The organism is Ureibacillus sp. FSL K6-2830 (assembly GCF_038004145.1).
Classification (GTDB): domain Bacteria; phylum Bacillota; class Bacilli; order Bacillales_A; family Planococcaceae; genus Ureibacillus; species Ureibacillus thermosphaericus.
Genome location: NZ_JBBOQR010000001.1, coordinates 1,907,204 through 1,933,960, shown reverse-complemented (window position 1 = coordinate 1,933,960; position 26,757 = coordinate 1,907,204). Strand labels below are relative to the sequence as shown.

The 26,757-nt window shown below is 37.6% G+C and carries 20 protein-coding genes and 2 rRNA genes; 7 read left to right on the top strand and 15 right to left on the bottom strand.

The annotated features are described in order from the left end of the window. The first annotated feature begins 250 nt into the window (after positions 1 to 250). The 3 genes from NSU17_RS09480 to NSU17_RS09470 are packed head-to-tail and all read left to right on the top strand — an operon-like array spanning position 251 to position 3,715. Positions 251 to 1,240 (top strand): TAXI family TRAP transporter solute-binding subunit, encoded by a 990-nt coding sequence (locus NSU17_RS09480; protein WP_340704872.1) that lies wholly within the window; start codon positions 251 to 253, stop codon positions 1,238 to 1,240. Further along, positions 1,221 to 1,712 (top strand): DUF1850 domain-containing protein, encoded by a 492-nt coding sequence (locus NSU17_RS09475; protein WP_340704870.1) that lies wholly within the window; start codon positions 1,221 to 1,223, stop codon positions 1,710 to 1,712. Before NSU17_RS09480 ends, NSU17_RS09475 begins: the two co-directional genes overlap by 20 nt. Beyond that, entirely contained in the window at positions 1,709 to 3,715 is a 2,007-nt protein-coding gene (locus NSU17_RS09470) for a TRAP transporter permease (RefSeq protein WP_340704869.1), read from the top strand. Before NSU17_RS09475 ends, NSU17_RS09470 begins: the two co-directional genes overlap by 4 nt. A 202-nt stretch (positions 3,716 to 3,917) precedes the next feature. Here NSU17_RS09470 and NSU17_RS09465 read toward each other — a convergent pair whose 3' ends face one another. The 6 genes from NSU17_RS09465 to groES form a co-directional block, all read right to left on the bottom strand. Further along, positions 3,918 to 6,152 carry a YcdB/YcdC domain-containing protein gene (locus NSU17_RS09465; protein WP_340704868.1) on the bottom strand — a complete coding sequence of 745 codons (2,235 nt, stop codon included), beginning with the start codon at positions 6,150 to 6,152 and terminating at the stop codon, positions 3,918 to 3,920. Between the two features lie 374 nt (positions 6,153 to 6,526). Further along, positions 6,527 to 7,816 (bottom strand): glycoside hydrolase family 18 protein, encoded by a 1,290-nt coding sequence (locus tag NSU17_RS09460; RefSeq protein WP_340705501.1) that lies wholly within the window; start codon positions 7,814 to 7,816, stop codon positions 6,527 to 6,529. Positions 7,817 to 8,361: 545 nt separating this feature from the next. After that, positions 8,362 to 9,567, bottom strand: coding sequence for an EAL-associated domain-containing protein (locus tag NSU17_RS09455; protein WP_340704867.1), 1,206 nt, complete (start codon positions 9,565 to 9,567; stop codon positions 8,362 to 8,364). Positions 9,568 to 9,881: 314 nt separating this feature from the next. Beyond that, complete coding sequence (locus tag NSU17_RS09450) at positions 9,882 to 11,339, bottom strand: DHA2 family efflux MFS transporter permease subunit (protein WP_340704866.1); 1,458 nt, start codon at positions 11,337 to 11,339, stop codon at positions 9,882 to 9,884. Positions 11,340 to 11,584: 245 nt separating this feature from the next. Then, positions 11,585 to 13,204, bottom strand: a complete 1,620-nt coding sequence (gene groL / locus NSU17_RS09445; RefSeq protein ID WP_340435549.1) for a chaperonin GroEL — start codon at positions 13,202 to 13,204, stop codon at positions 11,585 to 11,587. A 104-nt stretch (positions 13,205 to 13,308) separates the two neighbouring features. Beyond that, on the bottom strand, positions 13,309 to 13,590 hold the full coding sequence (gene groES, locus NSU17_RS09440) for a co-chaperone GroES (protein ID WP_016839634.1): 282 nt from the start codon (positions 13,588 to 13,590) through the stop codon (positions 13,309 to 13,311). A gap of 251 nt (positions 13,591 to 13,841) precedes the next feature. Between groES and NSU17_RS09435 the strand changes: the two genes are divergently transcribed. Next, on the top strand, positions 13,842 to 14,570 hold the full coding sequence (locus tag NSU17_RS09435; RefSeq protein ID WP_340704865.1) for a CPBP family intramembrane glutamic endopeptidase: 729 nt from the start codon (positions 13,842 to 13,844) through the stop codon (positions 14,568 to 14,570). 68 nt (positions 14,571 to 14,638) lie between these two features. Here NSU17_RS09435 and tatC read toward each other — a convergent pair whose 3' ends face one another. The 3 genes from tatC to NSU17_RS09420 form a co-directional block, all read right to left on the bottom strand. Further along, positions 14,639 to 15,469: a twin-arginine translocase subunit TatC gene (tatC, locus tag NSU17_RS09430; RefSeq protein ID WP_016839632.1), complete on the bottom strand. Its 831-nt coding sequence runs from the start codon at positions 15,467 to 15,469 to the stop codon at positions 14,639 to 14,641. A gap of 23 nt (positions 15,470 to 15,492) precedes the next feature. Beyond that, positions 15,493 to 15,747 (bottom strand): twin-arginine translocase TatA/TatE family subunit, encoded by a 255-nt coding sequence (gene tatA / locus NSU17_RS09425; RefSeq protein WP_016839631.1) that lies wholly within the window; start codon positions 15,745 to 15,747, stop codon positions 15,493 to 15,495. Between the two features lie 90 nt (positions 15,748 to 15,837). Next, positions 15,838 to 16,470, bottom strand: a complete 633-nt coding sequence (locus NSU17_RS09420) for a redox-sensing transcriptional repressor Rex (RefSeq protein WP_340704864.1) — start codon at positions 16,468 to 16,470, stop codon at positions 15,838 to 15,840. A 130-nt stretch (positions 16,471 to 16,600) separates the two neighbouring features. On the opposite strand from NSU17_RS09420, the gene NSU17_RS09415 reads away from it, so the two are divergent. Continuing rightward, positions 16,601 to 18,544 (top strand): ABC transporter ATP-binding protein, encoded by a 1,944-nt coding sequence (locus NSU17_RS09415; RefSeq protein ID WP_340704863.1) that lies wholly within the window; start codon positions 16,601 to 16,603, stop codon positions 18,542 to 18,544. 452 nt (positions 18,545 to 18,996) lie between these two features. Here NSU17_RS09415 and tsaD read toward each other — a convergent pair whose 3' ends face one another. Genes tsaD through tsaE form a run of 4 tightly spaced genes read right to left on the bottom strand, consistent with a single transcriptional unit; the run spans position 18,997 to position 21,621 of the window. Beyond that, entirely contained in the window at positions 18,997 to 20,028 is a 1,032-nt protein-coding gene (gene tsaD / locus NSU17_RS09410; protein WP_340704862.1) for a tRNA (adenosine(37)-N6)-threonylcarbamoyltransferase complex transferase subunit TsaD, read from the bottom strand. Continuing rightward, positions 20,028 to 20,471, bottom strand: coding sequence for a ribosomal protein S18-alanine N-acetyltransferase (rimI, locus tag NSU17_RS09405; protein ID WP_016839627.1), 444 nt, complete (start codon positions 20,469 to 20,471; stop codon positions 20,028 to 20,030). Before rimI ends, tsaD begins: the two co-directional genes overlap by 1 nt. Beyond that, the gene (gene tsaB / locus NSU17_RS09400; protein ID WP_340704861.1) at positions 20,468 to 21,175 is read right to left on the bottom strand and encodes a tRNA (adenosine(37)-N6)-threonylcarbamoyltransferase complex dimerization subunit type 1 TsaB; all 708 of its coding nucleotides are present in this window, start codon (positions 21,173 to 21,175) and stop codon (positions 20,468 to 20,470) included. The genes rimI and tsaB overlap by 4 nt, the downstream gene beginning before the upstream one ends. Next, a complete protein-coding gene (tsaE, locus tag NSU17_RS09395) occupies positions 21,172 to 21,621 on the bottom strand; it encodes a tRNA (adenosine(37)-N6)-threonylcarbamoyltransferase complex ATPase subunit type 1 TsaE (protein WP_340705500.1) in 450 nt (149 codons plus the stop codon). The genes tsaB and tsaE overlap by 4 nt, the downstream gene beginning before the upstream one ends. A gap of 342 nt (positions 21,622 to 21,963) precedes the next feature. Here tsaE and NSU17_RS09390 point away from each other — a divergent pair, with 342 nt between their 5' ends. Next, positions 21,964 to 22,803: an ISL3 family transposase gene (locus tag NSU17_RS09390; RefSeq protein WP_340704860.1), complete on the top strand. Its 840-nt coding sequence runs from the start codon at positions 21,964 to 21,966 to the stop codon at positions 22,801 to 22,803. Next, on the top strand, positions 22,764 to 23,210 hold the full coding sequence (locus NSU17_RS09385) for a transposase (protein ID WP_340704859.1): 447 nt from the start codon (positions 22,764 to 22,766) through the stop codon (positions 23,208 to 23,210). Before NSU17_RS09390 ends, NSU17_RS09385 begins: the two co-directional genes overlap by 40 nt. A 255-nt stretch (positions 23,211 to 23,465) precedes the next feature. Here NSU17_RS09385 and rrf read toward each other — a convergent pair. Together rrf and NSU17_RS09375 are read right to left on the bottom strand one after the other, a co-directional pair. After that, positions 23,466 to 23,581 (bottom strand): 5S ribosomal RNA (gene rrf / locus NSU17_RS09380). 68 nt (positions 23,582 to 23,649) lie between these two features. Beyond that, a 23S ribosomal RNA gene (locus NSU17_RS09375) occupies positions 23,650 to 26,576 on the bottom strand. Positions 26,577 to 26,757: the final 181 nt, after the last annotated feature.

Here is a 26,757-nt window from a genome sequence, read left to right as displayed (position 1 = left end):
ACATTTGTTCATATAAATATATTATAAATCATAGTATTCTCTATGGGAAGTAGTGAATGAATTTAATTTACTCTAAATAAATATCGACTAATTAATATTAAAAAAAATAGTATTCGTGAAATTTTGACATCTATATAAGTGATTTGTCATAAATTGTCGGAAAAATCTGTTTTTTGATGTATTCAATTTTTCTTTTATTATATGTACACTAAAAACTATAGTTTCAAAAAAATCCTTCGGAGGTAAATTTATGAATAAAATACTATTTTTCGCTTTTGCACTATCATTATCATTGATGCTTGCGGCATGTAACAGCAGCGGAAATAACCAAGCCAACGACAATGATAAATCAGCTGCAACTGATGGATTAGATACGAACATCGTAACAATCGCAACAGGAGGAGCAAGTGGTCCTTACAATATTATTGGTTCAACACTTGCCGACCAATATACCAAAACATTTGATGTGAACTCCCGCACTCAAACAACAGGTGCTTCTGTTGAAAATATTAATTTATTAGAACAAGGTAAAGCAGAAATTGCATTTGTCATGAGTGATGCTTTATCCCAAGCTATTAACGGTGAAGTAAGTTTCAATGAGCCAGTGAAAAATATATCTCATGTCGCAACTTTATATCCAAATGTTGTACAAATTATTACAAAAAAAGGATCTGGTATTAATACGATTGAAGATTTAAAAGGTAAACGCGTTGCTGTAGGTGACCAAAATTCAGGGGTTGAAATCAATGCACGTGTGTTATTAAAGGGACATGGCATTACTTACGATGATTTGAAAGTGGATTATTTGGGTTATTCAGAAGCAGCTGATGGATTAAAAGCTGGTACAATTGATGCCGCCTTCTTAACAAGTGGTCTTCCTAATGCTTCAGTATTAGAATTAGCCGAATCAATCGATTTACAATTAGTTTCAATCAATCCTGACAAAGTGGCAGAAATTGCAAAAGAACATCCGTACTTTGTTGCTTACGACATTCCAGCAGATACTTACGGAAACAAAGAAGCGATTCCTACAGCAGCAGTTCCGAATGCACTAGTAGTTCGTGCAGATATGAGTGAAGATGATGTATATAAATTAACAAAACAATTCTTCGAAAGTTTGCCAACATTACAAAATGCTCACCAAGCAGCAAATGATATCACATTAGAAGGTGCACAACAAAATATTGTTGCACCGCTTCACCCAGGTGCTAAACGCTTCTATGATGAACAAAGTAAGTAAAACACTTCTCATGGGAGGTACGGGTATTCTCGTCCTCCTTTTCTTATCCCACATGATCAAGTTTCCTCTCTTAACTTTTGAAATTAAGGAACACCTACTTTGGTCAACCAATAAACATTTCGCAATCAAATGGATTCATTCTGTAGAAAAGGAAGAATGGGTGGAGTTCTATGAAATAAAAGAAGAAGCTTTGTTATTAACAAAAACAAAATTTAAAACTTTCGGTGCCGGGGTTCCAAGCACCCCAAAAGAGAGCAAACAAGCAGCATTAATAGATGGATTTGTAGAATTGGAAATTAATCGTTCCTTTCCATCCATTCAACTAGTCGTATCTGAAAATGTGAAGAGTACCTTAATTATCGATGATAAAGAAATTTTATTATATGAACTGGCGGGAGACTACGAACCCGTAACCATTTCCATACAAACAATTTCTCTTTGGGACATGTTATTGAAGGGGGAATGTCTATGACACAAACAATCAAAGAACCAGTCCTTTCAGAAAATATTTCGGACGAAAAAATACAAGAGGTTTTGGAAAAATACGATGCCGATTCGAAAGTGAGAAAATACAATTCAAAAAAATTAATTATTTTTGTTAGTATTCTTGGCATTTTATATTCATTATTTCATTTGTATACAACTTTCAACCCGCTCCCTACACTTCTCATGCGATCCATTCACTTATTATTTGCGATGGGACTTGTTTTCCTCCTTTATCCTACATACGGAAAACAAGGACGAGATAAAATTCCAGTATACGATTGGCTCTTGTTTGGTTTATGTCTTGTTTCTTGCGGCTATCTATTTATGGAATACGAAGAAATTATGACTGCTAGAGGAGGCATTCCAAATACATTCGATATCGCAGTTGCCATTATAACTGTTTTACTGGTACTTGAAACTGCAAGACGTGTAACAGGTTGGATTTTACCTCTGTTAGCACTGACATTTTTAAGTTATCCATTCTTCAGTCATCAAGCTTGGCTGCCTCGTATCATGATGACACGTCCCTTTGATTTAGGAGATATTTTTGGACAATTGTACTTAAAAACGGAAGGATTATTTTCTACTGCAATTGGTGCCTCTGTGCAATATATTTTCCTTTTTATTTTATTTGGTTCATTTTTAGCCAAATCTGGAATGGGACAGTTTTTCAACGACTTGGCTCTTGCTCTTGCAGGCCATAGACAAGGTGGTCCTGCAAAAGTTGCAGTCATTTCGAGCGCCTTTATGGGAAGTATCAATGGTTCAGCAGTTGCCAATGTCGTTGGAACAGGTGCATTTACCATTCCATTAATGAAAAAAATTGGTTACGAGAAAAACTTTGCAGGCGCCGTTGAAGCCAGCGCTTCGATTGGTGGGCAAATTTTGCCTCCAGTAATGGGAGCCAGTGCATTTATTATGGCTGAAACCACAGGAATCAGCTATGTTACAATCGCCCTTGCGGCAATTATACCAGCGCTTTTATACTTCTTAGGTGTTATTATGCAAGTTCACTTCCGGGCAGGTCGTACCAATTTAAAAGGGATTCCGAAACCTGATTTACCACGTGTAAAGGAAGTATTTAAAGAAGGCGGCCATTTAATCCTTCCTCTTATCGGGCTTATAGTATTACTCGGTTCAGGTATGCCTGTTGCTCATGCTGCCTTTTGGACAATTATCATGACAATCGTTGTCTCTGCCCTTCGTAAAAATACACGAATGTCCTTTAAAGACATTTTGCTTGCTCTCGAAGACGGGACACGCCAATCATTATCGACAGTTATAGCATGTGGTGTAGTTGGAATTATTATTGGGGTAGTCAACTTGACTAGTTTCGGCGCTACGTTAACATCTGCGATTACAACTCTTGGAGGCAATAGTTTATTTTTAACATTATTCTTAACGATGATTGCTTCGATTATCTTGGGAATGGGCTTACCAAGTATTCCTGCTTATATTATTACTGCAACGATGGTTGCACCTGCATTAGCGGATTTTGGAGTACCAGTTTTAGTTGCACATATGTTTGTTTTCTACTTTGGTATTTTCGCAAACATCACACCTCCTGTGGCACTGGCTTCCTTTGCTGGAGCAGGTCTTTCAGGTGGAAGCCCAATGAAGACCGGTTTTATTTCCGTACGTCTAGCACTTGCAGGCTTCATCGTTCCGTATATTTTTGTCTATGCACCAGAGATGTTATTAATCGATCCAACAGGTCTTCCAATGAATGCAACAGAATTTCCATTTGCTTCTCCACTTGATATTATTAAGGTGACGGTTTCTTCCATAATAGGTGTAATAGGCATTGGGGCTGCGATTGAAGGGTACTTTAAAACTAATCTCAACATAGTCCTTCGTCTTGTACTCGCTGTAGGATCATTGTTATTAATTATTCCTGAATTTTACACAGATATAATTGGTATAATCACTGTGTTAGGAATCTTCGCATTTAATACATTTCAAGCAAAAAAACAACTTAAAAATGCATAGAAAAAAGGAGGCTGTCAAGAAAGTCGAACACTTTCTGAACAGCCTTACTTCTTATAGTAATATTCTCTTAAAAACTTTGCTCCTGCGGTGGTCACATCAAACGCGCCTCCTCGTCGCAATTTATCTGCGGTGAAAGTACTAGCGACAGCCGCAAAGGGGGCGTCTTAAAATGACTTTTCAGACGCCCCCCTTTCAACCATTATTAGTCAAAATACAAATTCATATCATTTGCTTTCTTGGCAAGTCGTACTGCAGATGTAACAAATTCAGCATATGTGACAGGTCGTTTTGGTTCAAATAGGTTATTTTCTGCAGGAATTAATCCAAGAGAATTGGCTAACGATACATAGCCAATATAATGACTATTTACTAAATCTACATCTTTCACATTGCTTTTATATATTTCTGAATGCTTCGCAGCTTCTTCTAATCCTAATGCTCTAATGTACCAAACAGCTAATTGTTCTCTCGTAATGTTTGTATCTGGGTTAAAGCCTTTATTTTTCGGATCAAGAATGCCCATAGAAACAGCTTTTTCTACGATATGGAAATACGGATGATCTGGTCCGATATTTTCGTATGTTTGTTTTTTCATTTCTTCGCTATTGTAATAATAGTCTTCATAGAAGTAAGTTAAAGATTTAACTAAACCTTTTAATACTTCTCCTTTCGTAATTGGAGCATCCGCATTAAAGCTATCAATATCCCCTATTTCTAAATAGCCGTTCTCAATAAAGAAATTCAATTCTTTTTCCGCAGTTGGATGAGAAACCTTTTGCTCTTCACTTATTTCTGGATTTTGCAAATAGCTCGGAGTTTTCCATTCCCCACTTATCGCATCTAAATAACTATAAATATTTCCATTATAAATTGGCGAGTACACTAAAGCATAATGAGGATTTTCATCTGGTTGTATATAGCTAAGCTCCACATCTGTACTGTTCATTATAATATTTTTTGCTTCTTCTGCTGAAATTGCATTATTTATTGCCGGCCATTCACTGTTTTCATGATATCCGACATGTAAATTAATCAATTCACCAGTATCACTTATAGCTACATGTAATTCATCGCCAATCACTGGAATTCCATTTACTATTCTTGGGAATGTAAAGAAATACAATCCATTATAATGTTCTATCCTTTGCTCGATTGGTTTTGAATAATGGTGAAGTTTTGATGGCGCATATTGTTTTAAATAGCCAATCGCTTTAGAAAGGGCTTGTTCCTCCGTTATTTTTCTTTGATTTTTTGGATTTTCTCCAATCTGAGCTAATACGTCAGATTTAATATCATAGTACTCGATTAAATCTCCAGTCTGTTTATCAAATGTAATGTTTGTCCCATATCCACCACGGTCATATTCATAGCTATATGAAACGTAAATAATTTCATTTCCATAATGGTTCTCTGTCTCTTCCACGCTATCAATCGTTAAACGTACTTTATTAGAATTAATCTTTAAAATTTGTTCTGCTAATTGTTTTGCTTGTTCAACAGTCATCCCTTGATATTTTGGTGAAAGGGGTTGATTCGTTAATTGGTCCACATTTTTGTTTTCTGGTGGATTAGATTGAAATTTATTTCCTACCAACCAATTTCCAGTTAAGGCATGAATTCCCTCTTTAATGGACGGCACATATACTAACTCTGCTTTTTGTTCTCCCGTATAGTAGTTGTAATCTAATTGATATCGTAATTGAACAGATAAATTGTCTTTTATTTTTTTCATTATTTCTTCTTTATTTATTACTTTATTTACATCATCAAATGTTGCTGATAAGAATTCACTGCGATATAAATGAGTTACTTCTCCATTCCCTAAAACTGATATTGAAATTCTTTGATCTGGAATTGTAATACCGTTTTCTGTACGTACAAATGAAAATGAATATTGAACTGGTTCAGTTAATAATTGTTTTGGTCCTGGATAATAATATACATCGTCTTCTTCAAAAAGTTTATATTTTTTGCCTGCTGTAAATTGTTCAATAAATTTTTTTGCAATTTCCTTTGCTTCATCTTTTGATACTTTCGCAGGGAACATAGCATCTTTTGTATCAATTGGATCTAAATATAAAGATTCAATCTCTAAGTTTTCCCCAGCAAAAGTAATATCACCATAAACGTATCGATTGCCGCTTATTTTTTTGTGGAAGCTTAAATTGTAACGAACGGTATTATCATTTGGATAGTGTCCACTTCTTAAATGGAAGTCAGATTCTGATAAAAAATCATATTTATTTGGGAAAACATCTTTAAACTTTTTAATTAATTCGCTTTTTGATACAGTAGTTTCAGTAGATGCAATAAGAATTTCCAATTGTTGAGGTTTTTCATATACGTCCAAAGGCGTTTCAGCTAAAGCTGGTGTTGCAAGTAATCCAACTGACAATGTAGCAGCAGTTGCAATCGTTCCTATTTTTTTAAATTTCACCAATAGTCCTCCTTTTTATTTACTAATTTTAATTTTAAGACATTTCTATATTGGTTTAAATAGGAAATTACCCCTGTATTTAACTCTGAAATTAATACTTCTATAACAAAATTAGCATTTTTTAGTAATTTTAAATTTATCAATTTTACATATTGCTAATAATCCGTACTTTTATGTATTAGAAAAATATATTTGATATGTCATTCTGTGAACAAATTAATGCCCGGCTCGAGCTTACTGATGAAATAGTTTTCTATATCTCGAGACTCGGGCTAGTTTCCTAAATTTTGAGGATTCTTTTTTATAATCATGCAATTTGTGCAATTCACTATTAATGAAATCTCCATCAACCGTTTAATAATTGCATTGCCATTTCATCTTTTAACAATATTAAAATTGTCTTGAATTAACAACCAATTTTGAGGAAAAGCAAAGCTTAACTTCCAATAACTAATCCCCCGTAAATTCAACCTTTTCATTAAATTAAACTTCGCTTGAATCGACCTAGCATCTTCAAACCAAACTTCATGATTTTTACCCTCATCATCTACATAATAAAAATAAGGAGCTTGAGCAATTGGGTCAAATTGAATTTCTGCACTATGTTCACGGGCAAGAGCAATCGCTTGTTGAGGGCTTATAGCTCTTGCATATTGTCCTCCTTCAACATAAGGAAGGGTCCAATCATAACCATATAAATTTTGTCCCATCATAATTTTGCTTGGCGGCATCTCTGTTAAAGCATAGTTTAACACTTTCTCCACTTCACTAATTGGAGATACTGCCATTGGTGGTCCTCCTGAATAGCCCCATTCATAGGTCATTAATACAACAAAGTCCACTATTTCTCCATGTGCACGATAATCATGAGCTTCATACCATTGACCTGTTTGTTCACGGGATAGTTTTGGAGCTAATGCACTGGAAATTAACAATCCTTCCTCATGAAGACGATCTGCTGCTTTCCTTAAAAAATTATTGTACGCTTCTCTTTGATCTGGAGGTAAAAATTCAAAGTCAAAATGAATGTCAGATACCGTCCCAATACGTTTTGCCTCATCAATAATGTTATCTAGAAGAACATCCTGCACTGCTGAGCTTTGCAATATATCCCTACCAAGTTCCCCACTAAACTGACCATTTTCTAAATTCGTCACGACAAGCATCAAAGAAGCTCCACTATTCTGAGCCACTTCAGGTATTCCCTGTATTGGCATTGGCACGAGACTACCATCTCTTCTTGCTTCATAACTGAATGGCGCTAAGTATGTTAGATAAGTTCCTACTTCACGGGCACTATTCAATAATTGTTCACTAACTGTATCCCCGGATGGTTCAATATAAATATTAACTTCTGCTCTCGTTTTCGTCCTCGGTGGAATATATAATCTTAGTCCTGGCAGCAATGGCTGATTGGGATTTAGTCCGTTCACTTGTGCAAGGGTGAGATAGTTCATTCCAAAACGCTGTGCAATGGTAAATAACGTATCTCCCGGCTGAACCCAGTAAAAACTTCCAACAATCGGAATCACAATTGCTTGCCCCACCACTAAATCATTTGGTAATTCAATTTGATTCGTTTGGATGATTGTTTGAGGATTGACATTGTAGCTTTGCGCAATCCCCCAAATCGTTTCTCCCGGCCGAACAACGTGTATTTGAATGGTGCATCCTCCTTTTCGCACTTATGGCAATCAATAGATTTTATGATGTGTTTTGAAAGAAAATAACAATTGTAATTGATAAACATTCTAAGGAGTTTATATGGAGGTTTGAATGTGAATAGAGCATTTCTTGTGAGAAGATTCCCTTGAATCGTGCGGATAACACCTGAACTTGTGCAGATAATTCTTCTACTTGTGCAGTTAATTCTTCAGCTTGTGTAGATAATTCCTCTACTCGTGCGGATAAATCTCCAGCTTGTGCAGATAATTCTTCTACTCGTGCAGATAGATCTCCAGCTTGTGTAGATAATTTCTCTACTCGTGCGGATAAATCTTCAGCTTGTGCAGATAGATCCCCAGCTTGTGTAGATAATTTCTCTACTCGTGCGGATAAATCTCTAGCTTTTGTAGATAATCTCTCAACTTATGTAGATAGCCCCCCTTCCAGTTATTCTTCTCCATCAAACAATTAAGGCTATCTAGAAACTTCTAGATAGCCTCCAAAAATTTACTTTTCCTTTCATTTATCGAATACAAATTCATTACTAATGTAACAGATTGTGTTCATATAAGTAATCGTACGAAATGTCAACAAATAAATATTCATTGTCAGCTAATGCCATGGAGAACGTACGAGTTAATTCGCCGGTTTTGATGTCACTATATATATTCGAAAGTTCACCTTTCACATCATCCTTTAATTTGATGATATTTAAGAGGAAGTAAGGTCGCCAACTCCAATTTTTACCGATAGCTTCTTTTTCCACTATCCAATTTCCGTTTCTACGCACGATATTTGGTGATATTTGAAATCCTTCTTCATTGCAAATATAAAATCGAAAAGCATATTTTGTTAATTTGTTTGCTAATGCTAAGAGTGACTCCTCATCATGACTTTGTAGTTTTGATTGATCAACAATTGTAGCAATATCCTTTTTCAATTTTTTCATTTCTTCATATTTTATTTCTAACTGCTTTCTTTCGGTTGCAATAAATTGTTTACAATCATTGCGGAATCGCTCTTTTAATGAGTCTTTCGGATTTAAATGTGTAGAAGGTTTCTGTAAATATTCTCCTTTAAAATATCGAGCACCATGCTTCCAAGCGTGATGTAATTGATAATCCGTTTTTATATCATTAAACATTAAAGCGGCACCCATCTTGATTGCCAAACTTTGAATCGTTGTAAACACATGACTTTGGGATCCCCAAGCATTGTAATTCAATTGATTAATGTTGATTTTTAATACAGTTGGCTCCAACATTAGTATTTGATCCAACTTGCTTTCTTTACCAATTTCGTCTAAAGCGATTTTGAAACCAAACGTTTTCATATACCGAATTGGATGCTGTAATTCATCAGCTTCCCCTTCATATTTATGCGCTGGAATTACTAGAAATATTTTGGATAATAACGATTCACCAATTGTTTGTTTTATTGCTTGAAAATAAGCATCTCCAACATCTGTCATAAACAAATTTGGATTACATGGTAAATAAACATAGAAATCATTCAACGAATCCTTTACTTCTGTAACGGCTTTTTTTATGAGAGCAAGTTCTGCTTCTTTCCGCAAATCTTCGAGTATCGTTGAATCATAAGTTAAATTAACAATATCGATTGTTTTATCATTTATTGAAAGCTTTCCAGAAACTTCATAAGCAACAATCGAATGCGAATCCGCACTAAAAATTGGCTCATAAAACACTTCTATTTCATTTATTCTATCTAAAATATCTAGTACTTCCATAAGAAACCTCCACACACAAATTATGTTCAAACTTGCTATGCTAACTGTATTATACATGAAATAATGCATTAAAAAGCAACTTAAATAGAACATTCATCTCTAATATACATATAACTGAAAAAAGAGCTACTTCCCCTTTCACTAATTCAAAAACATTCCTCAAATTTGATTTCGAATCAATTCAAAACAGAATATGAATTATTATAAAATAATTTTATTACAAAATAAATCGTATAATTCTTATAAATTTTATCGAGGATATTGGAAAATAAAATCACCATTTTTCAAAACGGTGATTTTTGTTCGTTTCATTTTTATTTAATTTGAGGCTGTGTTACACGTTTTAAGAAGAATGATAAAAGTAGTGGAATAAGAGTAAAGCAAGTTGCTACAAAGAATGCTAATTCAATTCCTTCTAAAAGGGCCTGTTGGGTAATGCTTGCCATTACTTCCTCCGAAAATGTGCCAGCTTGCATCGCTTCCGCTGCCATTTTTTCTCCAACGGATGTAGCCTTTGTGTTCATCACCGCAATCAAGACTGCTGTACCAATGGAACCAGCAATTTGTTGAATGGTGTTATTTGCTGCAGTACCATGTGGATTCAATCGAGGCGCTAGAGAATTTAATCCATTTGTCATGACAGGCATCATCACTAAAGATATCCCGATTGTTCGCACAGTAAATACGGAAATGATATAAATAATTGAAGTGTCAATTGCTAAATGAGACAGTAAATATGTTGTAACCGTCATAATACTCATACCAATTATCGCCAATACGCGTGGACCAAACTTGTCAAACAAGCGACCAGTAATAGGTGACATTGCAGCCATAACAAGCGCTCCCGGTAACATCATTAACCCTGACTCCATCGGTTCGATATGACGCACACTTTGTAAATAAGCTGGAGTTAAAATCATTCCCCCTGTTAACCCCATTCCAAGCACGGAACTAAAAATTGCGGAAAGGGTATAGGAAGGAGCCTTAAAGATTTCCATACTTAAAAACGGAGATTCAAGTTTTAATTGTCTCAATACAAATAAAACGATGCCAATTATACCAATGATGATGATTGTAATAATTACAGGGTCGGACCATCCTTTATTACCAGCTGTACTAAATCCGTATAAAAGAGAACCGAACCCCATTGTACTTAACACAATTGAAAAATAATCCAATGATTTTTTTTTCGTTGGTATGACATTCTCTAATTTCCATAAACCTAATAAAACACTAATAACTGCAAAAGGCAAAATCATCGTAAATAGAATTCGCCAATTATAATGTTCTACAATATAGCCCGATAAAGTTGGACCGATTGCTGGTGCAGCCATCATAATAAGCCCGAAGAAGCCCATTGCTGTCCCACGTTTTTCAATTGGGAAACTAACTAACATCACATTCATTAAGAGCGGAGCCATAACGGATGAACCTGCAGCTTGAACCATTCTTCCGGCAAGCAATGTTCCAAAGTTAGGAGAGAAGGCTGCAAGTAGCGTACCTAAAGTAAAAATACTGGTAGCCACTACAAATAAAGGTTTTGTGTTAAATCTCGTGATGAAAAAAGCAGAGGCAGGGATTAAAACACCGCTAACTAACATATAGCCGTTAGAAAGCCACTGTACAGTTGCATAACTAATTTGAAAATCTTGCATGATGGTAGGTAATGCAACATTCATTAAGGTATTATTTAAAAACGAAATAAAGGCTCCTATAAACAATACAGCGATCATTAAATAAGGAGGCCTTTGTACTGACAGTTCTTTAGTCATATCTATTCACACTCTCTGTAACAATTTTCAAGCGAAATCTATTCTATACCTACAGTTCAAATTTATCAAGAAAAAATATTACCTTTTCATTTTACTTTAAATTTAGTAATTTTGAATTTATACTAGCAGTTCAATATTGTTATAGTGAAGATGTAAGCGAAAAAAAAGGTTCTTTCCATTGCTTCGGAAAGAACCCTTTTCTATTCAACACTGCCAAAAGGATGGCGTCTTTATTTATAACGTTATTACATCATGCCCATATCTGGCATTCCTGGATTTTGAGCTGGTGGTTCTGGAATGTCAGCAACCACTGCTTCAGTTGTTAAGAATAATGCAGCTACACTAGCAGCATTTTGTAATGCTGAACGAGTTACTTTAGCTGGGTCAACAATACCTGCATCAATCATGTTTACCCATTCACCAGTTGCAGCATTAAAACCAACGCCAACTTCTTCACGTTTTAAGCGATCAACAATGATTGATCCTTCTAAACCAGCATTTTCTGCGATTTGACGAACTGGTTCTTCTAGAGCACGTAACACAATTTTCACACCAGTTGCTACATCGCCATCTACTTCATCTAATACTTTTTCTACTGCTTTATAAACATTTACTAATGCAGTACCACCACCTGCAACGATTCCTTCTTCAACCGCTGCACGAGTAGCGTTTAATGCGTCTTCGATGCGAAGTTTACGCTCTTTTAATTCTGTTTCAGTAGCAGCACCTACTTTAATTACTGCTACACCGCCAGCTAATTTCGCTAAGCGTTCTTGTAATTTTTCTTTATCAAATTCTGAAGTTGTTTCTTCAATTTGAGCACGGATTTGATTTACACGTGATTCGATAGCAGCTTGATCTCCAGCACCTTCAACGATAGTAGTGTTGTCTTTATTTACAACTACTTTACCAGCGCGTCCTAAAGATGTGATATCAGCTGTTTTTAAGTCTAAGCCAAGGTCAGAAGTGATAACTTGTCCACCTGTTAAAATGGCAATATCTTCAAGCATTGCTTTACGGCGGTCACCGAATCCAGGTGCTTTTACAGCAACTACTTGGAATGTACCGCGTAATTTGTTCAATACTAATGTTGCAAGAGCTTCACCTTCGATATCTTCAGCGATAATTAATAATGGTTTGCCTTGTTGTACTACTTGCTCTAATAATGGAAGAATATCTTGAATGCTAGAGATTTTCTTATCAGTAATTAAAATGTAAGGATTTTCAAGCACTGCTTCCATTTTATCAGTATCTGTTACCATGTAGTGAGATACGTAACCGCGGTCAAATTGCATACCTTCTACTACATCTAATTCAGTATTGAAACCTTTTGATTCTTCGATTGTGATTACACCGTCAGTTCCAACACGTTCCATCGCTTCAGAGATGAATTTACCTACTTCTTCATCGGCTGCAGAGATAGAAGCAACTTGTGCGATTTCTTCTTTATTTTGAACTTGACGAGAAATGTTTTTCAATTCTTCAATTGCAGCGGCTACTGCTTTATCAATACCTTTGCGAATTCCTACAGGGTTTGCACCGCTTGTTACGTTTTTCAAACCTTCACGAATCATTGCTTGTGCTAAAACTGTTGCAGTTGTTGTACCGTCACCTGCTACTTCGTTTGTTTTAGAAGCAACTTCTGCAACTAATTTTGCACCCATGTTTTCATAAGGATTTTCAAGTTCGATTTCTTTCGCAATTGTTACACCGTCATTAGTAATTAAAGGTGAACCAAATTTCTTTTCAAGTACAACGTTACGACCTTTAGGACCTAATGTTACTTTTACAGCGTTTGCTAATTTATCTACACCTTGTAACATTAACGAACGAGCTTCTTCTGCAAATTTAATATCTTTTGCCATTTTGCCTTACCTCCATTTATTTTTATCTATCGGTAATCAAAATCGGTATAAATACGCCTGACATTTCATACAATGAAAGAAGCGCAATTTTACTTTCTATATGATTATAAAACAGCTAAAATATCGCTTTCTCTTAAAATTAAATATTCTTTACCTTCATATTTCACTTCTGTTCCGGCATATTTAGAGAAGATAATCACATCGCCTTCTTTTACTTCAGGCTCAACGCGAGTGCCGTTGTCTAATACACGACCAGAACCTACAGCAACCACTTTTCCTTCTTGTGGTTTTTCTTTTGCTGAATCAGGTAGTACAAGTCCAGAAGCAGTTTTTTCTTCTACCTCAACTAATTCGATAATCACGCGATCTCCTAATGGTCTTAGCAAGTGAAACAACCTCCTACATTTCGTATTTTATCTTCCATTATTAGCACTCTTATCACCCGAGTGCTAACAATTATATAATAATGAATCATCCTTTTTTTTGCAAGTGAGAAGTATAAAAAATTTCTTTTCTTTGTATCTTCCTCTACAATAGAATATGATTAGTAAAAACACCATTCCTTAGTTTGAATCGGAAAGATTAATTTTATGATTACATTTTAATGAATTTGCATAAGAAAGAGGGAAATATACGATTGGCTAATTCGCAAAATATTCAAACTCAAAAGACCGCTTTTTATGTATTAATCACTTATATCTGTTTTCAACTTTCTTCTTTTCTACTATGGATTCCCCCGCTAAAAAGTTTCTTTTTAGGCTTTATTGATTTAGAGGGGCGTTTAGCGTATATTGCATTAGCAGGCTGGTGGTCATCCATTACCGCAGGAATAGCATTAATTATTTCTTTTATCTTGATCTCCAAAAATAAAAACTTTTGGAATTGTTTAAAAGGAGAAAAAATGCCATTGTCGGTAGCAATTGGTTGGGGAATTATCGGTTTTTTCATGATTTATTTAGGTCAAGTGATTGGTATTCAAATTGAATCGGCATTAGGCATTGAGCTTGGCTCTGAAAATACTGAAGCCATTATAAATATTACAAAAATCGCACCAATCATGATTCTAGCTTCCGTTATTTTTGGACCAATTTTAGAAGAACTTGTGTTTCGCCGCGTAATATTTGGATCGATTATGCAAGCACAAAATAATTTTTGGTTAGCTGCCTTCATAAGTGCAATTGTCTTTGCGATTATTCATTTAGATTTTAGTCATATCATTCTTTATACCATAACTGGTTTTATTTTTGCCTTCCTATATAATAAGACAAAACGTTTAATCACTCCAATTATCGCGCACATGATGCTAAATGGTTTTGTTACATACTTACAATTGAACATTGAAAAAATTCAACAATTTTTTCATTAAGATAGCCTGCTTTATAAGCATGAATAAAGAAAAAGCCTATTTTCCATGAATTTCATAGAAAATAGGCTTTAATTTTGTTCCTTCATTTGTTCAATTAGACGTCTTTGTTCTGCTAACGCAGCTTCCACTTGTTGTCTTTGTTCCGCTTCCTTTTCTTCTTGCATACGCTGTTCTTCTGCTTTTAAATATTTCTTATATCCGATTTTTGCAATAGCAATGCTAATTTCATACAAAACAAATAACGGAATGGACATTAGAATATATGAAATTAAGTCAGGTGGCGAAATTAATACGGCAATAACAAATAATACAAAGTAAGAATACTTTCTAAACTTTGACATTAAGTTTGGATTCAATACCCCGAGACGGGATAAAAACAATGTAATGACTGGAAGTTGAAATAAAAAACCAAATGGAATCACTAATTTAAATAAAAAAGAGAAATATTCGTTAATGCCGATTGTTTGCTGAATATCTAACCGCTCCGACAAGTTCATCATGAAATTCATAACGTTTGGGAAAAGAATAAAGTAAGAAAACAATAATCCAACTAAAAACAAAACAAAGGAATACGGTATATATTTTAATGTTGCTTTCCTCTCAGATTCATACAAGCCCGGTGCAATAAATGCCCAAAGTTGGTACAAAATCACCGGAGATGTCAAAATTAATGCTACAAAGAAGGATACTTCTAAATATACAGTAAGCGGGTCGCTTACTTTGAATGCATTTAATGTTAATGCCTCTAATTCTTCATTATCATGCTGAATGAATTTAATGATTGGTTCTGCAACATAGAATCCAGCTATTAATGCGATAACGAAAAAAACAGCACAAATAATTAAGCGCTTTCTTAATTCCTCTATATGTTCTATAATAGGAAGTTCTTTTGGATCCATTTTTCTTTTAGACATCCTTATTATTACTTATTGTGTTCTTGTTCTTTCGTTTCAACTTTCTCAATGGATTTTTGTTGCTGATCTATCTCTATGATGTTCTTTTTATCAGTAACATCGCTATCATCTATTAAACCTTGTGTACCCTTTTTGAACTCACGCAAAGTCGTTCCCATTGCTCGTCCAAATTCAGGTAATTTTTTCGGTCCGAAAATAATCAATGCAACAATCCCGATAATAATAAGGGCAGTTGGTGTAATTGCACTTAAATGCACAACCATCGATGACACCTCCTCAGTTTATGTATTTATTTTACCCCAATTCGACATATTTTGCATTACATAACGGAAATAGATTGTGAAAACTTTTTATCAATCACTATTTCGAATTAAATAAATTAAAGCCTCTAGTTCAACTGCTAAATCGATATTCATTACTTTCATCGTTTCCGGAACATTTAAACGAACAGGAGTAAAATTCAATATTCCTTTTGCGTTGATTGCTGATAAGCGATCGGCAATGGCTTGGGCAGAGCGTGAAGATACAGTTAATATTGCAAGTTCTGCATTATATTTTTGATACATTTCTTCTAATCGATCGGGATGATAAACTGGGATTCCATTTACTTCATGCCCTTCCATTGGCGCCTTTGTATCGAACGCAACAACGATTCTCGTATTATGATTTTTTTGGAAATTATATTTCAAAAGGGCATTTCCTAAATTCCCCACGCCAATAAGAGCGACATTCGCGCCGTCATCTTGATCTAGAATTTGTCTAAAAAATTCCAACAAATACAAAACATCATATCCATATCCTTTTTTACCTAAGGCGCCAAAATAAGAAAAATCTCTTCGAATTGTAGCGGAGTCAATCTTCATTGCCTCACTTAATTCTTGAGATGAAACTCTCTGTTTTCCATCATTTGCAAAGTTCTGTAAAAACCGATAATAAAGAGGAAGTCTTTTTGTTGTCGCCTGTGGAATTTTTATATCTCTTTTCACAATAATCCCCCTGTTAACTTCAACTCGAAATTGATTTTATATTACTAAACATAGCTAAATAAGTAAAGCGTTCACATTGCTTGAATTCCTGTCTTCTATTACACTAATAGTAGTGAACAGAGGTGTAAACATGATCATACTTCAAGTAAATCAATTAACAAAATCATTCTTATCTGATGAAATATTAAAGGATGTAAAATTAGAAGTTCAACACCGTGACCGTGTCGCATTAGTAGGTCGCAACGGTGCGGGTAAATCTACGTTATTAAAAATCATCGCTGGACAATTGTCTTACGATTCTGGCGAAATCATTATTCCTAAAGATATAACAATTGGGTATTTAGAACAACATGCTGGTCTTGAATCCAAACGTACAATTTGGGAAGAAATAATGACGGTGTTTGAACCGTTAAAAAAACAAGAAATGCGACTTCGCGAATTAGAACAACAAATGGCTGACCCATCCGTGTATGAGAGTCCAACGAATTACTCTCGTATTATGGCAGAATATGATCAACTACAACATTCTTTTAAAGAAGCAGGTGGCTATCAATATGAAGCAGATACACGTTCCGTACTCCATGGTATGAAATTCTTCCCCGACATGTATGATAAACCTGTTTCTTCCTTATCGGGTGGTCAACGAACACGACTTGCCCTTGCAAAATTGCTACTAAGTAAACCGGATTTACTGATTTTAGACGAGCCTACGAACCATTTAGATATCGAAACATTAAGTTGGCTTGAAAATTATTTAAAAGCTTATACAGGTGCCATTTTAATCGTTTCTCACGATCGTTATTTTCTCGATCAAATCGTCAATATCGTTTATGAAGTATCAAGAACTCGCGTAACAAAGTATATAGGAAATTATAGCGATTATTTGGACCAAAAAGCAAAACAATATGAACGCGATTTAAAAATGTATGAGCAACAGCAAGATGAAAAAGCGAAACTTGAAGCCTTTATTCAAAAAAATATCGCACGTGCTTCTACAGCAAAACTTGCAAAAAGCCGAAGAAAAATGTTGGAACGTATCCAATGGATGGATGCCCCAATAGGCGATGAAAAATCAGCAAAATTCGGATTTGATATCGAAAGACAAAGCGGAAATGATGTACTATCAATCGATGATTTATCAATTGGATATGAGCAAAATCAAATGATTTCTGAAAATATCTATTTGCGCATCTTCCGACAAGATCGAGTTGCGATAGTAGGACCGAACGGAGTCGGAAAATCCACTCTATTAAAAACCATTGTCAAAGATTTATCTCCACTCTCTGGAAGCATTCGTTATGGAACGAACGTTAAAATTGGCTATTACGATCAAGAACAAGCAAAACTCGATAGTAATAAAACCGTTTTAAATGAACTTTGGGATGAATGGCCGTTAATGAATGAAAAAGAAATTCGTTCCGTTTTAGGTCAATTTTTATTTAGTGGCGATGATGTACTAAAACTTGTTAATACATTATCCGGTGGGGAAAAAGCACGCCTTGCCTTAGCAAAACTCATGTTGCAAAAAGCAAATTTCCTCGTATTAGACGAACCAACGAACCATCTTGATTTAGACAGTAAAGAGGTCTTAGAGAATGCGTTGATGGACTATCCAGGAACGATACTATTCGTTTCCCATGACCGTTATTTCATGAATAAAATTGCTACAAAAGTCGTTGAACTATCCGCCACAGGCACATTTGAGTATTTAGGTGATTATGATTATTATGTAGAGAAAAAACAAGAATTAATGGAATTAGCTGAACTGAATGAAACAAAGCATGAAGCAAAACAGGAAGAAATCAAAATCCAGCATCCATCTTCAGTAAACAAAGAAGTCAAAAAACGAGAGCGTCAAATTCGAAGAAAAATTGAAGAGCTTGAAAAAGAAATGTCCAATTATGAAGAGGAAATTAACAATATCGAACTGAAGCTCTGTGAACCAGAGATTTTTAGTGATTACGAAAAGGCATTAGAGCTCCAAAATAAACTGGATTCGTTAAAGCAATCTCACAGCGAGCTCGAAACTCAATGGCTTGAACTACAAGAAGAATTGGAAAACCTGAAAATTTAAGCTACCTGAATAATATTCAGGTAGCTTTTCATTTATATATGGAAAACATGAATCTTGTTTTCGAATATTACATATATCTTGGTCAATAGACAAATTTCGATAAATTTTCCCCACAGTTTTATTCACAATAAAAACTCAGTGATATCAACATATCAACAGCCTTTTCCACATTATCCACATCACCAGAAAAAAAAATCCACACTTCGTTCTGGAAAAATACACACAATATATTGATTTTTCACAGCTTTATCACAGGTTATCCACAAGTTATACACAGATTGTGCATAAGTACGAATGTTCGTCTTGACAAAAAAAGAAAACTATTCACAAACTTGCGGATAAGGTTTAAGAAAAATATTCAAAATTTTAATTCTGTACATAACTTTGTGTATAAATAAAAGGATATGACTTCATGTCATACCCCATCTTTTTTTGAAGAAAATATTATACTTTTATCGAAGTTTGTCGTCTGTATTACTCCAACTTTTCAATTCTTTCCCTGGCAAACCATTCATCGATAAATCGGATCTTACCCCTGCTTCAAACATGTAAGCCGCACAGGCACCAATCATTGCTGCATTATCTGTGCATAAAGAAAGTGGAGGAGCCGTAAATGGTATCCCTTCCTGTTCAAGTGCTTTACTTAAACTTTCTCGCAATCCACGATTTGCAGAAACACCACCAGCTACTATTACTTGTTTAACCCCTAATTCCTTAGCTGCTTTTATCGTTTTAGTTGTCAATACTTCTACAACACTGTCTTGGAAGCCTTTTGCGACTTCTTCAGGCACAATCGATTGTCCTCTTTGCTCCAAATTATGTTTATAATTAATGACCGCTGATTTTAATCCACTAAAACTAAAATCATACGTATCTTCTAACCACGCTCGTGGAAAATCGACACCTTTTTCAGCTTCATGAGCCATTCGATCAATATGCGGACCACCGGGATAAGGTAAATTTAACACCCGTGCCACTTTATCATAAGCTTCCCCGGCCGCATCATCGCGAGTTTCTCCAATGACTTCAAAAGATCCATGTTCTTTCATATAGATTAATTCCGTATGCCCTCCAGATACAACAAGTGCTAATAAAGGAAATTTCATTGGTTCAACAAGCGCACTTGCATATATGTGACCGGCAATATGGTGCACCCCAATAATCGGTAATCCGTGAGCAAAGGCAAAGGCTTTTGCTGCATTAATGCCGATAAGCAATGCACCAACTAGTCCTGGGCCTTCCGTCACTGCCACTGCGTCTAAATCTGATGGTACAATGCTTGCCTTTTCCAATGCTTCTTCAATTACAACCGTTATTTGTTCAACATGGTGGCGAGACGCAATTTCTGGTACGACCCCCCCAAATCTTTTTTGACTATCGATTTGTGAAGCTACTACGTTTGAAAGAATTTCATTTCCATTTCTAATTACGCTAGCAGCTGTCTCATCACAGCTTGTTTCAATTGCTAAAATTAAGTTTTCCATTATAAATTCACCCACATTACTAGAGCATCTTCCTGGTTATCTGTATAATATCCTTTCCGAATTCCGCCATCTTGGAATCCGAGCTTTCGGTATAAATTTTGTGCCACTATGTTTGATACACGTACTTCTAAACTCATCGTTTCCGCATTGTGTTCTTTCGCTACTCTCATTGCCTCTCGCATAAGCCCTTCACCAATGCCTTGTCCTCTTGATTTTTCAGTAACCGCCACATTAGTAATTTGAGCAGAATCAACGACAATCCACATACCACAATATCCAACAATTGTTCCATGGTCATCTTCTGCTACAATGTAATGAGCAAAGGGATTTTCTCTCATTTCATAATGAAAAGAATCCTCGGTCCAAGGAGTTGGAAACGATTCAACCTCTATCGCATGCACTGCCTCCACATCTTGTGCCGTCATTTTTCGATAGTGAATCATCCTTTTTGCTCCTTTTGATGTGCTTTTAACCAATTTGCCTCTGCTTCAGCTAAACGATGATATTTTGGCACAAAGGAATGAACCATTTCTAATGTTGGCAATGGTTCTTTTTCAGCTAATTCGATTAATTTTGAAGCTCTCGGTAAGTTAAGAGAAGGCGGTGCAAATCTAGCCTGTCCACCTAAAACGGATTGAATCTCTTCCTTAAATTTTTTCACATCTGAACCAACAAACATAATTGTTTCTTGATACTCTTGTAACTTTTGCAACAGTTCTTCCAAAGATCCATGATGTTCTGGAATAATCGTTTTCAATTCTTTCCCTTTATATACTGCAGCGTATACATTCTTTCTTCTAGCATCAAACATCGTGCAAATAATGCCATCAAACAATTCAACATTACTTGCAAGCACTTTTAGACTTGATATGCCAACTAATGGTTTCTTTAAAGTCCAAGATAACGTTTTTGCAATCGTTACCCCGATTCTTAGCCCAGTATACGAACCAGGACCTTCGGAAACCGCTACGGCATCAATATCAACAGGTTTTAAGTTAGTTTTTCGAAATACCTCTTCTATTGTTGGCATACAAGTAACAGAATGTGTTGATTTTGTATTTTGTACTATTTCTGAAAGCACTTCTCCGTCTCTTACGATAGCGACGGAAAGTGGAGCGTTTGATGTTTCAATTCCTAACCAAATCATGTAAATAACTCCTCACATAATCGTTCATACCGTTTTCCTATTGGTCTAAATATAAATTTTCTTTTATTTTCATCAAGTCGTTGAATTTCAATATCTAATCTTTCATCCGGTAGATTTTCCTCAATTAAATGTGCCCATTCAATTACCGTTACCGCATCACCATAAAATATTTCATCCCATCCTAAATCTTCATCACTATTTTCTAAACGATATACATCTAAGTGATTAAGCGGCAAATTCCCTTCATATTGTTTCATGATTGTAAAAGTAGGGCTATTCACTGTTCGGGAAATACCAAGTCCTTTCGCTAAAGCTTGAATAAATGTTGTTTTCCCGGCACCTAAATCCCCTTCAAATGTTAGATTATCTCCCGGCTCAAGTAAATTCGCTAAACGAATTCCAAGTTGATTTGTTTCTTCTAAAGAATGCACTTCCTTTTCGTACATCGTCTTCACGTATCCTCTCACCCTAACATTAACAATAGTTTATCTAAAAGAATTCATTAATTCAAAATGTATCATTTATAAATCCAAAAAAAAAACATCTCTCTATATAGTAACTCATTCATTTCTTATCTAGAAATAAATTGTTTTCATTTTATAGAGAGATGCGTTTCCCTATCCACTTATTGAAGAAAATAATGAAAGATAAAATGAATAAGACTTGCAATTAATATAAAAATTATCACCATTATATTTCTTCTTAACCGTCTCATTTTTCCACCTCAAAAAGGGATATTACTAATATATTTATTCTTTACTTGCTTTTATGACATGGTGGATTCGGTGATGTTATGTGCAGAAGAACTCATTAAAGGGGTCCAATCAAAAGTCTTTTATGGCCAATTAACTTACCAATCAAAAGCGTGCTATGCTTGTGGACATGTCTTCGATGATCAAATCATTAAACACGGTTTTAAAACGTCTCTCATTAAAATGCCTAGCATTTCAGGTTTTCATACCTACTTAAAATTGCGTAAACAGCGTTATTTCTGTAAACATTGTCATTCCACGTTTACTTTAAAAACGAGCGTCGTGGCTAAAAACTGTTGTATTTCCAACAATACTAAAGTAGCGATTGCTTTAAACGCCAAAGATAAAATATCCGAAAAAGATATTGCGATGAAACATAATGTTTCTCATGCCACTGTCAGTCGTGTCATTGACAGCTTTTATAGCTACTATCAACCAAATGTTCACTACCTTCCAAAGCATTTGTGTTTTGATGAGTTTAAATCAGTGAAATCCGCAGCTGGAGCGATGTCCTTTATTTTCTGCGACTCTGAAACGGGGGAGATTGTGGATATCGTGGAGGACCGGAGATTACATGTCCTCAAAGAGTATTTCTTACGGTATTCCAAGAAGGCGAGAGATGCGGTAAAAACGATTGTCATCGATATGTACAGCCCTTATATTTCCTTAATCCAAGAAGTTTTCCCTAAAGCGGAAATCATACTCGACAAATTCCATATCCTCCAACTATTTAGCAGAGCTTTAAACAAAACGCGCATCAACGTCATGAATCGGGATAAAAAGAATTACAATAAATTGAAAAAAATACTGGAAGCTCCTTTGAGTTATATCAATACGTGCAACATTGCATCAAAATCAAAGACTTTGAGCTCCTAAAGAAAACATTAGAGAATAAACAAAATATCGTTTCCAGCTATATGAAAACCGCCATCAAGACAATCAACAAATACATCAATTACGTCGAGAATACGCTAAAGTACGATTATAATAACGGCATTTTAGAGGGGATTCATAACAAAATCAAAGTGATGAAACGCATTTCTTTCGGTTATCGATCCTTCTATCACTTTAGAAACCGAATATTCATTACCCAAAACTTAGCGAAAATAAAAACCGCTTACGGGAACCTCGAATTTCCCCTAAGCCATCCGATTATATATCTTATATATCACCAAATAATGTCACTAAAATTGATTCACCAACACCATTTGACAAAGAACCAATTTTTGCAAAGCGCTCGTCTATCTCTCACAAGGGGAACCCTTAACTACCATCGGCGCTAACTCCGAAGCACGTTGACCGGCGAATTTCTGCGTCACCTTCGGCAGTCCGGTGCTCACGTACACAGTACGCTCCGCTCCGGGCTGCCTCGCTTCCTTGAACTTCTTGGTCTCCGTGCTTCTCGTCTTCTCCAAATAATTGTTTTGCTTTCGTTTTAAATGCCGCTCCTCTATCGCACCGATCGGACTTTCAGTCCTTGGTAGTAAGGGGCATAAAAAAAAGCCACTACCGACCTTCCGTCAGTAATAGCTTTTTGAGCCTAGCAACGTCCTACTCTCACAAGGGGAAGCCCCTTACTACCATCGGCGCTAAAGAGCTTAACTTCCGTGTTCGGTATGGGAACGGGTGTGACCTCTTTGCCATCGTCACTAGACTCATTTGATTATGTATGTAATTACAGAGAGGTTGTTCTCTCAAAACTGGATAACGACATTGAAATGATTGGTTAAGTCCTCGATCGATTAGTATCCGTCAGCTCCACACGTCACCGTGCTTCCACCTCGGACCTATCTACCTCATCGTCTTTGAGGGATCTTACTTGCTTATGCAATGGGAAATCTCATCTTGAGGGGGGCTTCATGCTTAGATGCTTTCAGCACTTATCCCGTCCACACATAGCTACCCAGCGGTGCCTTTGGCAAGACAACTGGTACACCAGCGGTGTGTCCATCCCGGTCCTCTCGTACTAAGGACAGCTCCTCTCAAATTTCCTACGCCCACGACGGATAGGGACCGAACTGTCTCACGACGTTCTGAACCCAGCTCGCGTACCGCTTTAATGGGCGAACAGCCCAACCCTTGGGACCGACTACAGCCCCAGGATGCGATGAGCCGACATCGAGGTGCCAAACCTCCCCGTCGATGTGGACTCTTGGGGGAGATAAGCCTGTTATCCCCGGGGTAGCTTTTATCCGTTGAGCGATGGCCCTTCCATGCGGAACCACCGGATCACTAAGCCCGTCTTTCGACCCTGCTCGACTTGTAGGTCTCGCAGTCAAGCTCCCTTATGCCTTTACACTCTGCGAATGATTTCCAACCATTCTGAGGGAACCTTTGGGCGCCTCCGTTACCTTTTAGGAGGCGACCGCCCCAGTCAAACTGTCCACCTGACACTGTCTCCCAAGCCGATCAGGCTTGCGGGTTAGAATTTCAGTACAACCAGGGTAGTATCCCAAGGGCGCCTCCAGGGAAGCTGGCGCTCCCCCTTCTACGGCTCCTACCTATCCTGTACAAGTTGCACCGAAATTCAATATCAGGTTACAGTAAAGCTCCACGGGGTCTTTCCGTCCTGTCGCGGGTAACCTGCATCTTCACAGGTACTATAATTTCACCGAGTCTCTCGTTGAGACAGTGCCCAGATCGTTACGCCTTTCGTGCGGGTCGGAACTTACCCGACAAGGAATTTCGCTACCTTAGGACCGTTATAGTTACGGCCGCCGTTTACTGGGGCTTCAATTCGGAGCTTCGCTTGCGCTAACTCCTCCTCTTAACCTTCCAGCACCGGGCAGGCGTCAGCCCCTATACTTCACCTTACGGTTTTGCAGAGACCTGTGTTTTTGCTAAACAGTCGCCTGGGCCTATTCACTGCGGCTCATCAGGGCTTGCACCCCAATGAGCACCCCTTCTCCCGAAGTTACGGGGTCATTTTGCCGAGTTCCTTAACGAGAGTTCTCTCGCTCACCTTAGGATTCTCTCCTCGACTACCTGTGTCGGTTTGCGGTACGGGCACCTCCCGCCTCGCTAGAGGCTTTTCTTGGCAGTGTGAAATCAGGAACTTCGCGCATAACGCGCTCCCCATCACAGCTCGGCGTATTAGGAAGCGGATTTGCCTACTTCCACGCCTTGCTGCTTGGACACGCTCGACCAACGGCGTGCATTCCCTATCCTCCTGCGTCCCCCCATCACTCAAACGGCGGGGAGGTGGTACAGGAATATCAACCTGTTGTCCATCGTCTACGCCTTTCGGCCTCGACTTAGGTCCCGACTAACCCTGAGCGGACGAGCCTTCCTCAGGAAACCTTAGTCATTCGGTGGATGGGATTCTCACCCATCTTTCGCTACTCATACCGGCATTCTCACTTCTAAGCGCTCCACCAGTCCTTCCGGTCTGACTTCGACGCACTTAGAACGCTCTCCTACCACTCGTGCAACGCACGAATCCACAGCTTCGGTGAATCGTTTAGCCCCGATACATTTTCGGCGCAGCGTCACTCGACCAGTGAGCTATTACGCACTCTTTAAATGATGGCTGCTTCTAAGCCAACATCCTGGTTGTCTAAGCAACGCCACATCCTTTTCCACTTAACGATTACTTTGGGACCTTAGCTGGTGGTCTGGGCTGTTTCCCTTTTGACCACGGATCTTATCACTCGTAGTCTGACTCCCGTGTATAAATAGCTGGCATTCGGAGTTTGTCTGAATTCGGTAACCCGAGGTGGGCCCCTAGTCCAAACAGTGCTCTACCTCCAGTATTCTTCACACGAGGCTAGCCCTAAAGCTATTTCGGAGAGAACCAGCTATCTCCAAGTTCGATTGGAATTTCTCCGCTACCCACACCTCATCCCCGCACTTTTCAACGTGCGTGGGTTCGGGCCTCCAGTGAGTGTTACCTCACCTTCACCCTGGACATGGGTAGATCACCTGGTTTCGGGTCTACGACCACGTACTCAAAACGCCCTATTCAGACTCGCTTTCGCTGCGGCTCCGCATTTTCTGCTTAACCTTGCACGTAATCGTAACTCGCCGGTTCATTCTACAAAAGGCACGCCATCACCCGTTAACGGGCTCTGACTACTTGTAGGCACACGGTTTCAGGTTCTCTTTCACTCCCCTCCCGGGGTGCTTTTCACCTTTCCCTCACGGTACTGGTTCACTATCGGTCACTAGGGAGTATTTAGCCTTGGGAGATGGTCCTCCCGGATTCCGACGGAATTTCACGTGTTCCGCCGTACTCAGGATCCACTCAGGAGAGGATGGATTTTCGACTACAGGGCTTTTACCTTCTCTGGCCGTCCTTTCCAGAACGGTTCATCTAACCCATCCTTTTGTAACTCCGTATAGAGTGTCCTACAACCCCAAGAGGCAAGCCTCTTGGTTTGGGCTGTTCCCGTTTCGCTCGCCGCTACTCAGGGAATCGATTTTTCTTTCTTCTCCTCCAGGTACTTAGATGTTTCAGTTCCCTGGGTGTGCCTTCTTAACGCTATGGATTCACGTTAAGATACTGTTCCATTACGAACAGTGGGTTCCCCCATTCGGAAATCTCCGGATCAAAGCTTACTTACAGCTCCCCGAAGCATATCGGTGTTAGTCCCGTCCTTCATCGGCTCCTAGTGCCAAGGCATCCACCGTGCGCCCTTAACAACTTAACCTTTACGGTTTTCGATACGCTGCGCAATACTTCGTCAATTTCGCTCGTTCGAATCCTCATGTACGCATATAGTACACTCCGGTTCTCACTCGCTCATTCCCTTGTCTTGCTTGCGTCTCGCAACCCTTACGGCTTTAATCCACGTCGCATTTACGTCGTGTTAGCCTAGTTGTTTGCGCTTT

What these genes read in the sequence shown, in the direction of transcription:
- NSU17_RS09480 (WP_340704872.1), top strand. Translation starts at nt 251, where the DNA reads ATGAATAAAATACTATTTTTCGCTTTTGCACTATCATTATCATTGATG.
- NSU17_RS09475 (WP_340704870.1), top strand. Translation starts at nt 1,221, where the DNA reads ATGATGAACAAAGTAAGTAAAACACTTCTCATGGGAGGTACGGGTATT.
- NSU17_RS09470 (WP_340704869.1), top strand. Translation starts at nt 1,709, where the DNA reads ATGACACAAACAATCAAAGAACCAGTCCTTTCAGAAAATATTTCGGAC.
- NSU17_RS09455 (WP_340704867.1), bottom strand. Translation starts at nt 9,567, where the DNA reads ATGGAAGTACTAGATATTTTAGATAGAATAAATGAAATAGAAGTGTTT.
- NSU17_RS09450 (WP_340704866.1), bottom strand. Translation starts at nt 11,339, where the DNA reads ATGACTAAAGAACTGTCAGTACAAAGGCCTCCTTATTTAATGATCGCT.
- groL (WP_340435549.1), bottom strand. Translation starts at nt 13,204, where the DNA reads ATGGCAAAAGATATTAAATTTGCAGAAGAAGCTCGTTCGTTAATGTTA.
- tatC (WP_016839632.1), bottom strand. Translation starts at nt 15,469, where the DNA reads ATGGATCCAAAAGAACTTCCTATTATAGAACATATAGAGGAATTAAGA.
- tatA (WP_016839631.1), bottom strand. Translation starts at nt 15,747, where the DNA reads ATGGTTGTGCATTTAAGTGCAATTACACCAACTGCCCTTATTATTATC.
- NSU17_RS09415 (WP_340704863.1), top strand. Translation starts at nt 16,601, where the DNA reads ATGATCATACTTCAAGTAAATCAATTAACAAAATCATTCTTATCTGAT.
- tsaD (WP_340704862.1), bottom strand. Translation starts at nt 20,028, where the DNA reads ATGGAAAACTTAATTTTAGCAATTGAAACAAGCTGTGATGAGACAGCT.
- rimI (WP_016839627.1), bottom strand. Translation starts at nt 20,471, where the DNA reads ATGATTCACTATCGAAAAATGACGGCACAAGATGTGGAGGCAGTGCAT.
- tsaB (WP_340704861.1), bottom strand. Translation starts at nt 21,175, where the DNA reads ATGATTTGGTTAGGAATTGAAACATCAAACGCTCCACTTTCCGTCGCT.
- tsaE (WP_340705500.1), bottom strand. Translation starts at nt 21,621, where the DNA reads ATGTACGAAAAGGAAGTGCATTCTTTAGAAGAAACAAATCAACTTGGA.
- NSU17_RS09390 (WP_340704860.1), top strand. Translation starts at nt 21,964, where the DNA reads ATGTTATGTGCAGAAGAACTCATTAAAGGGGTCCAATCAAAAGTCTTT.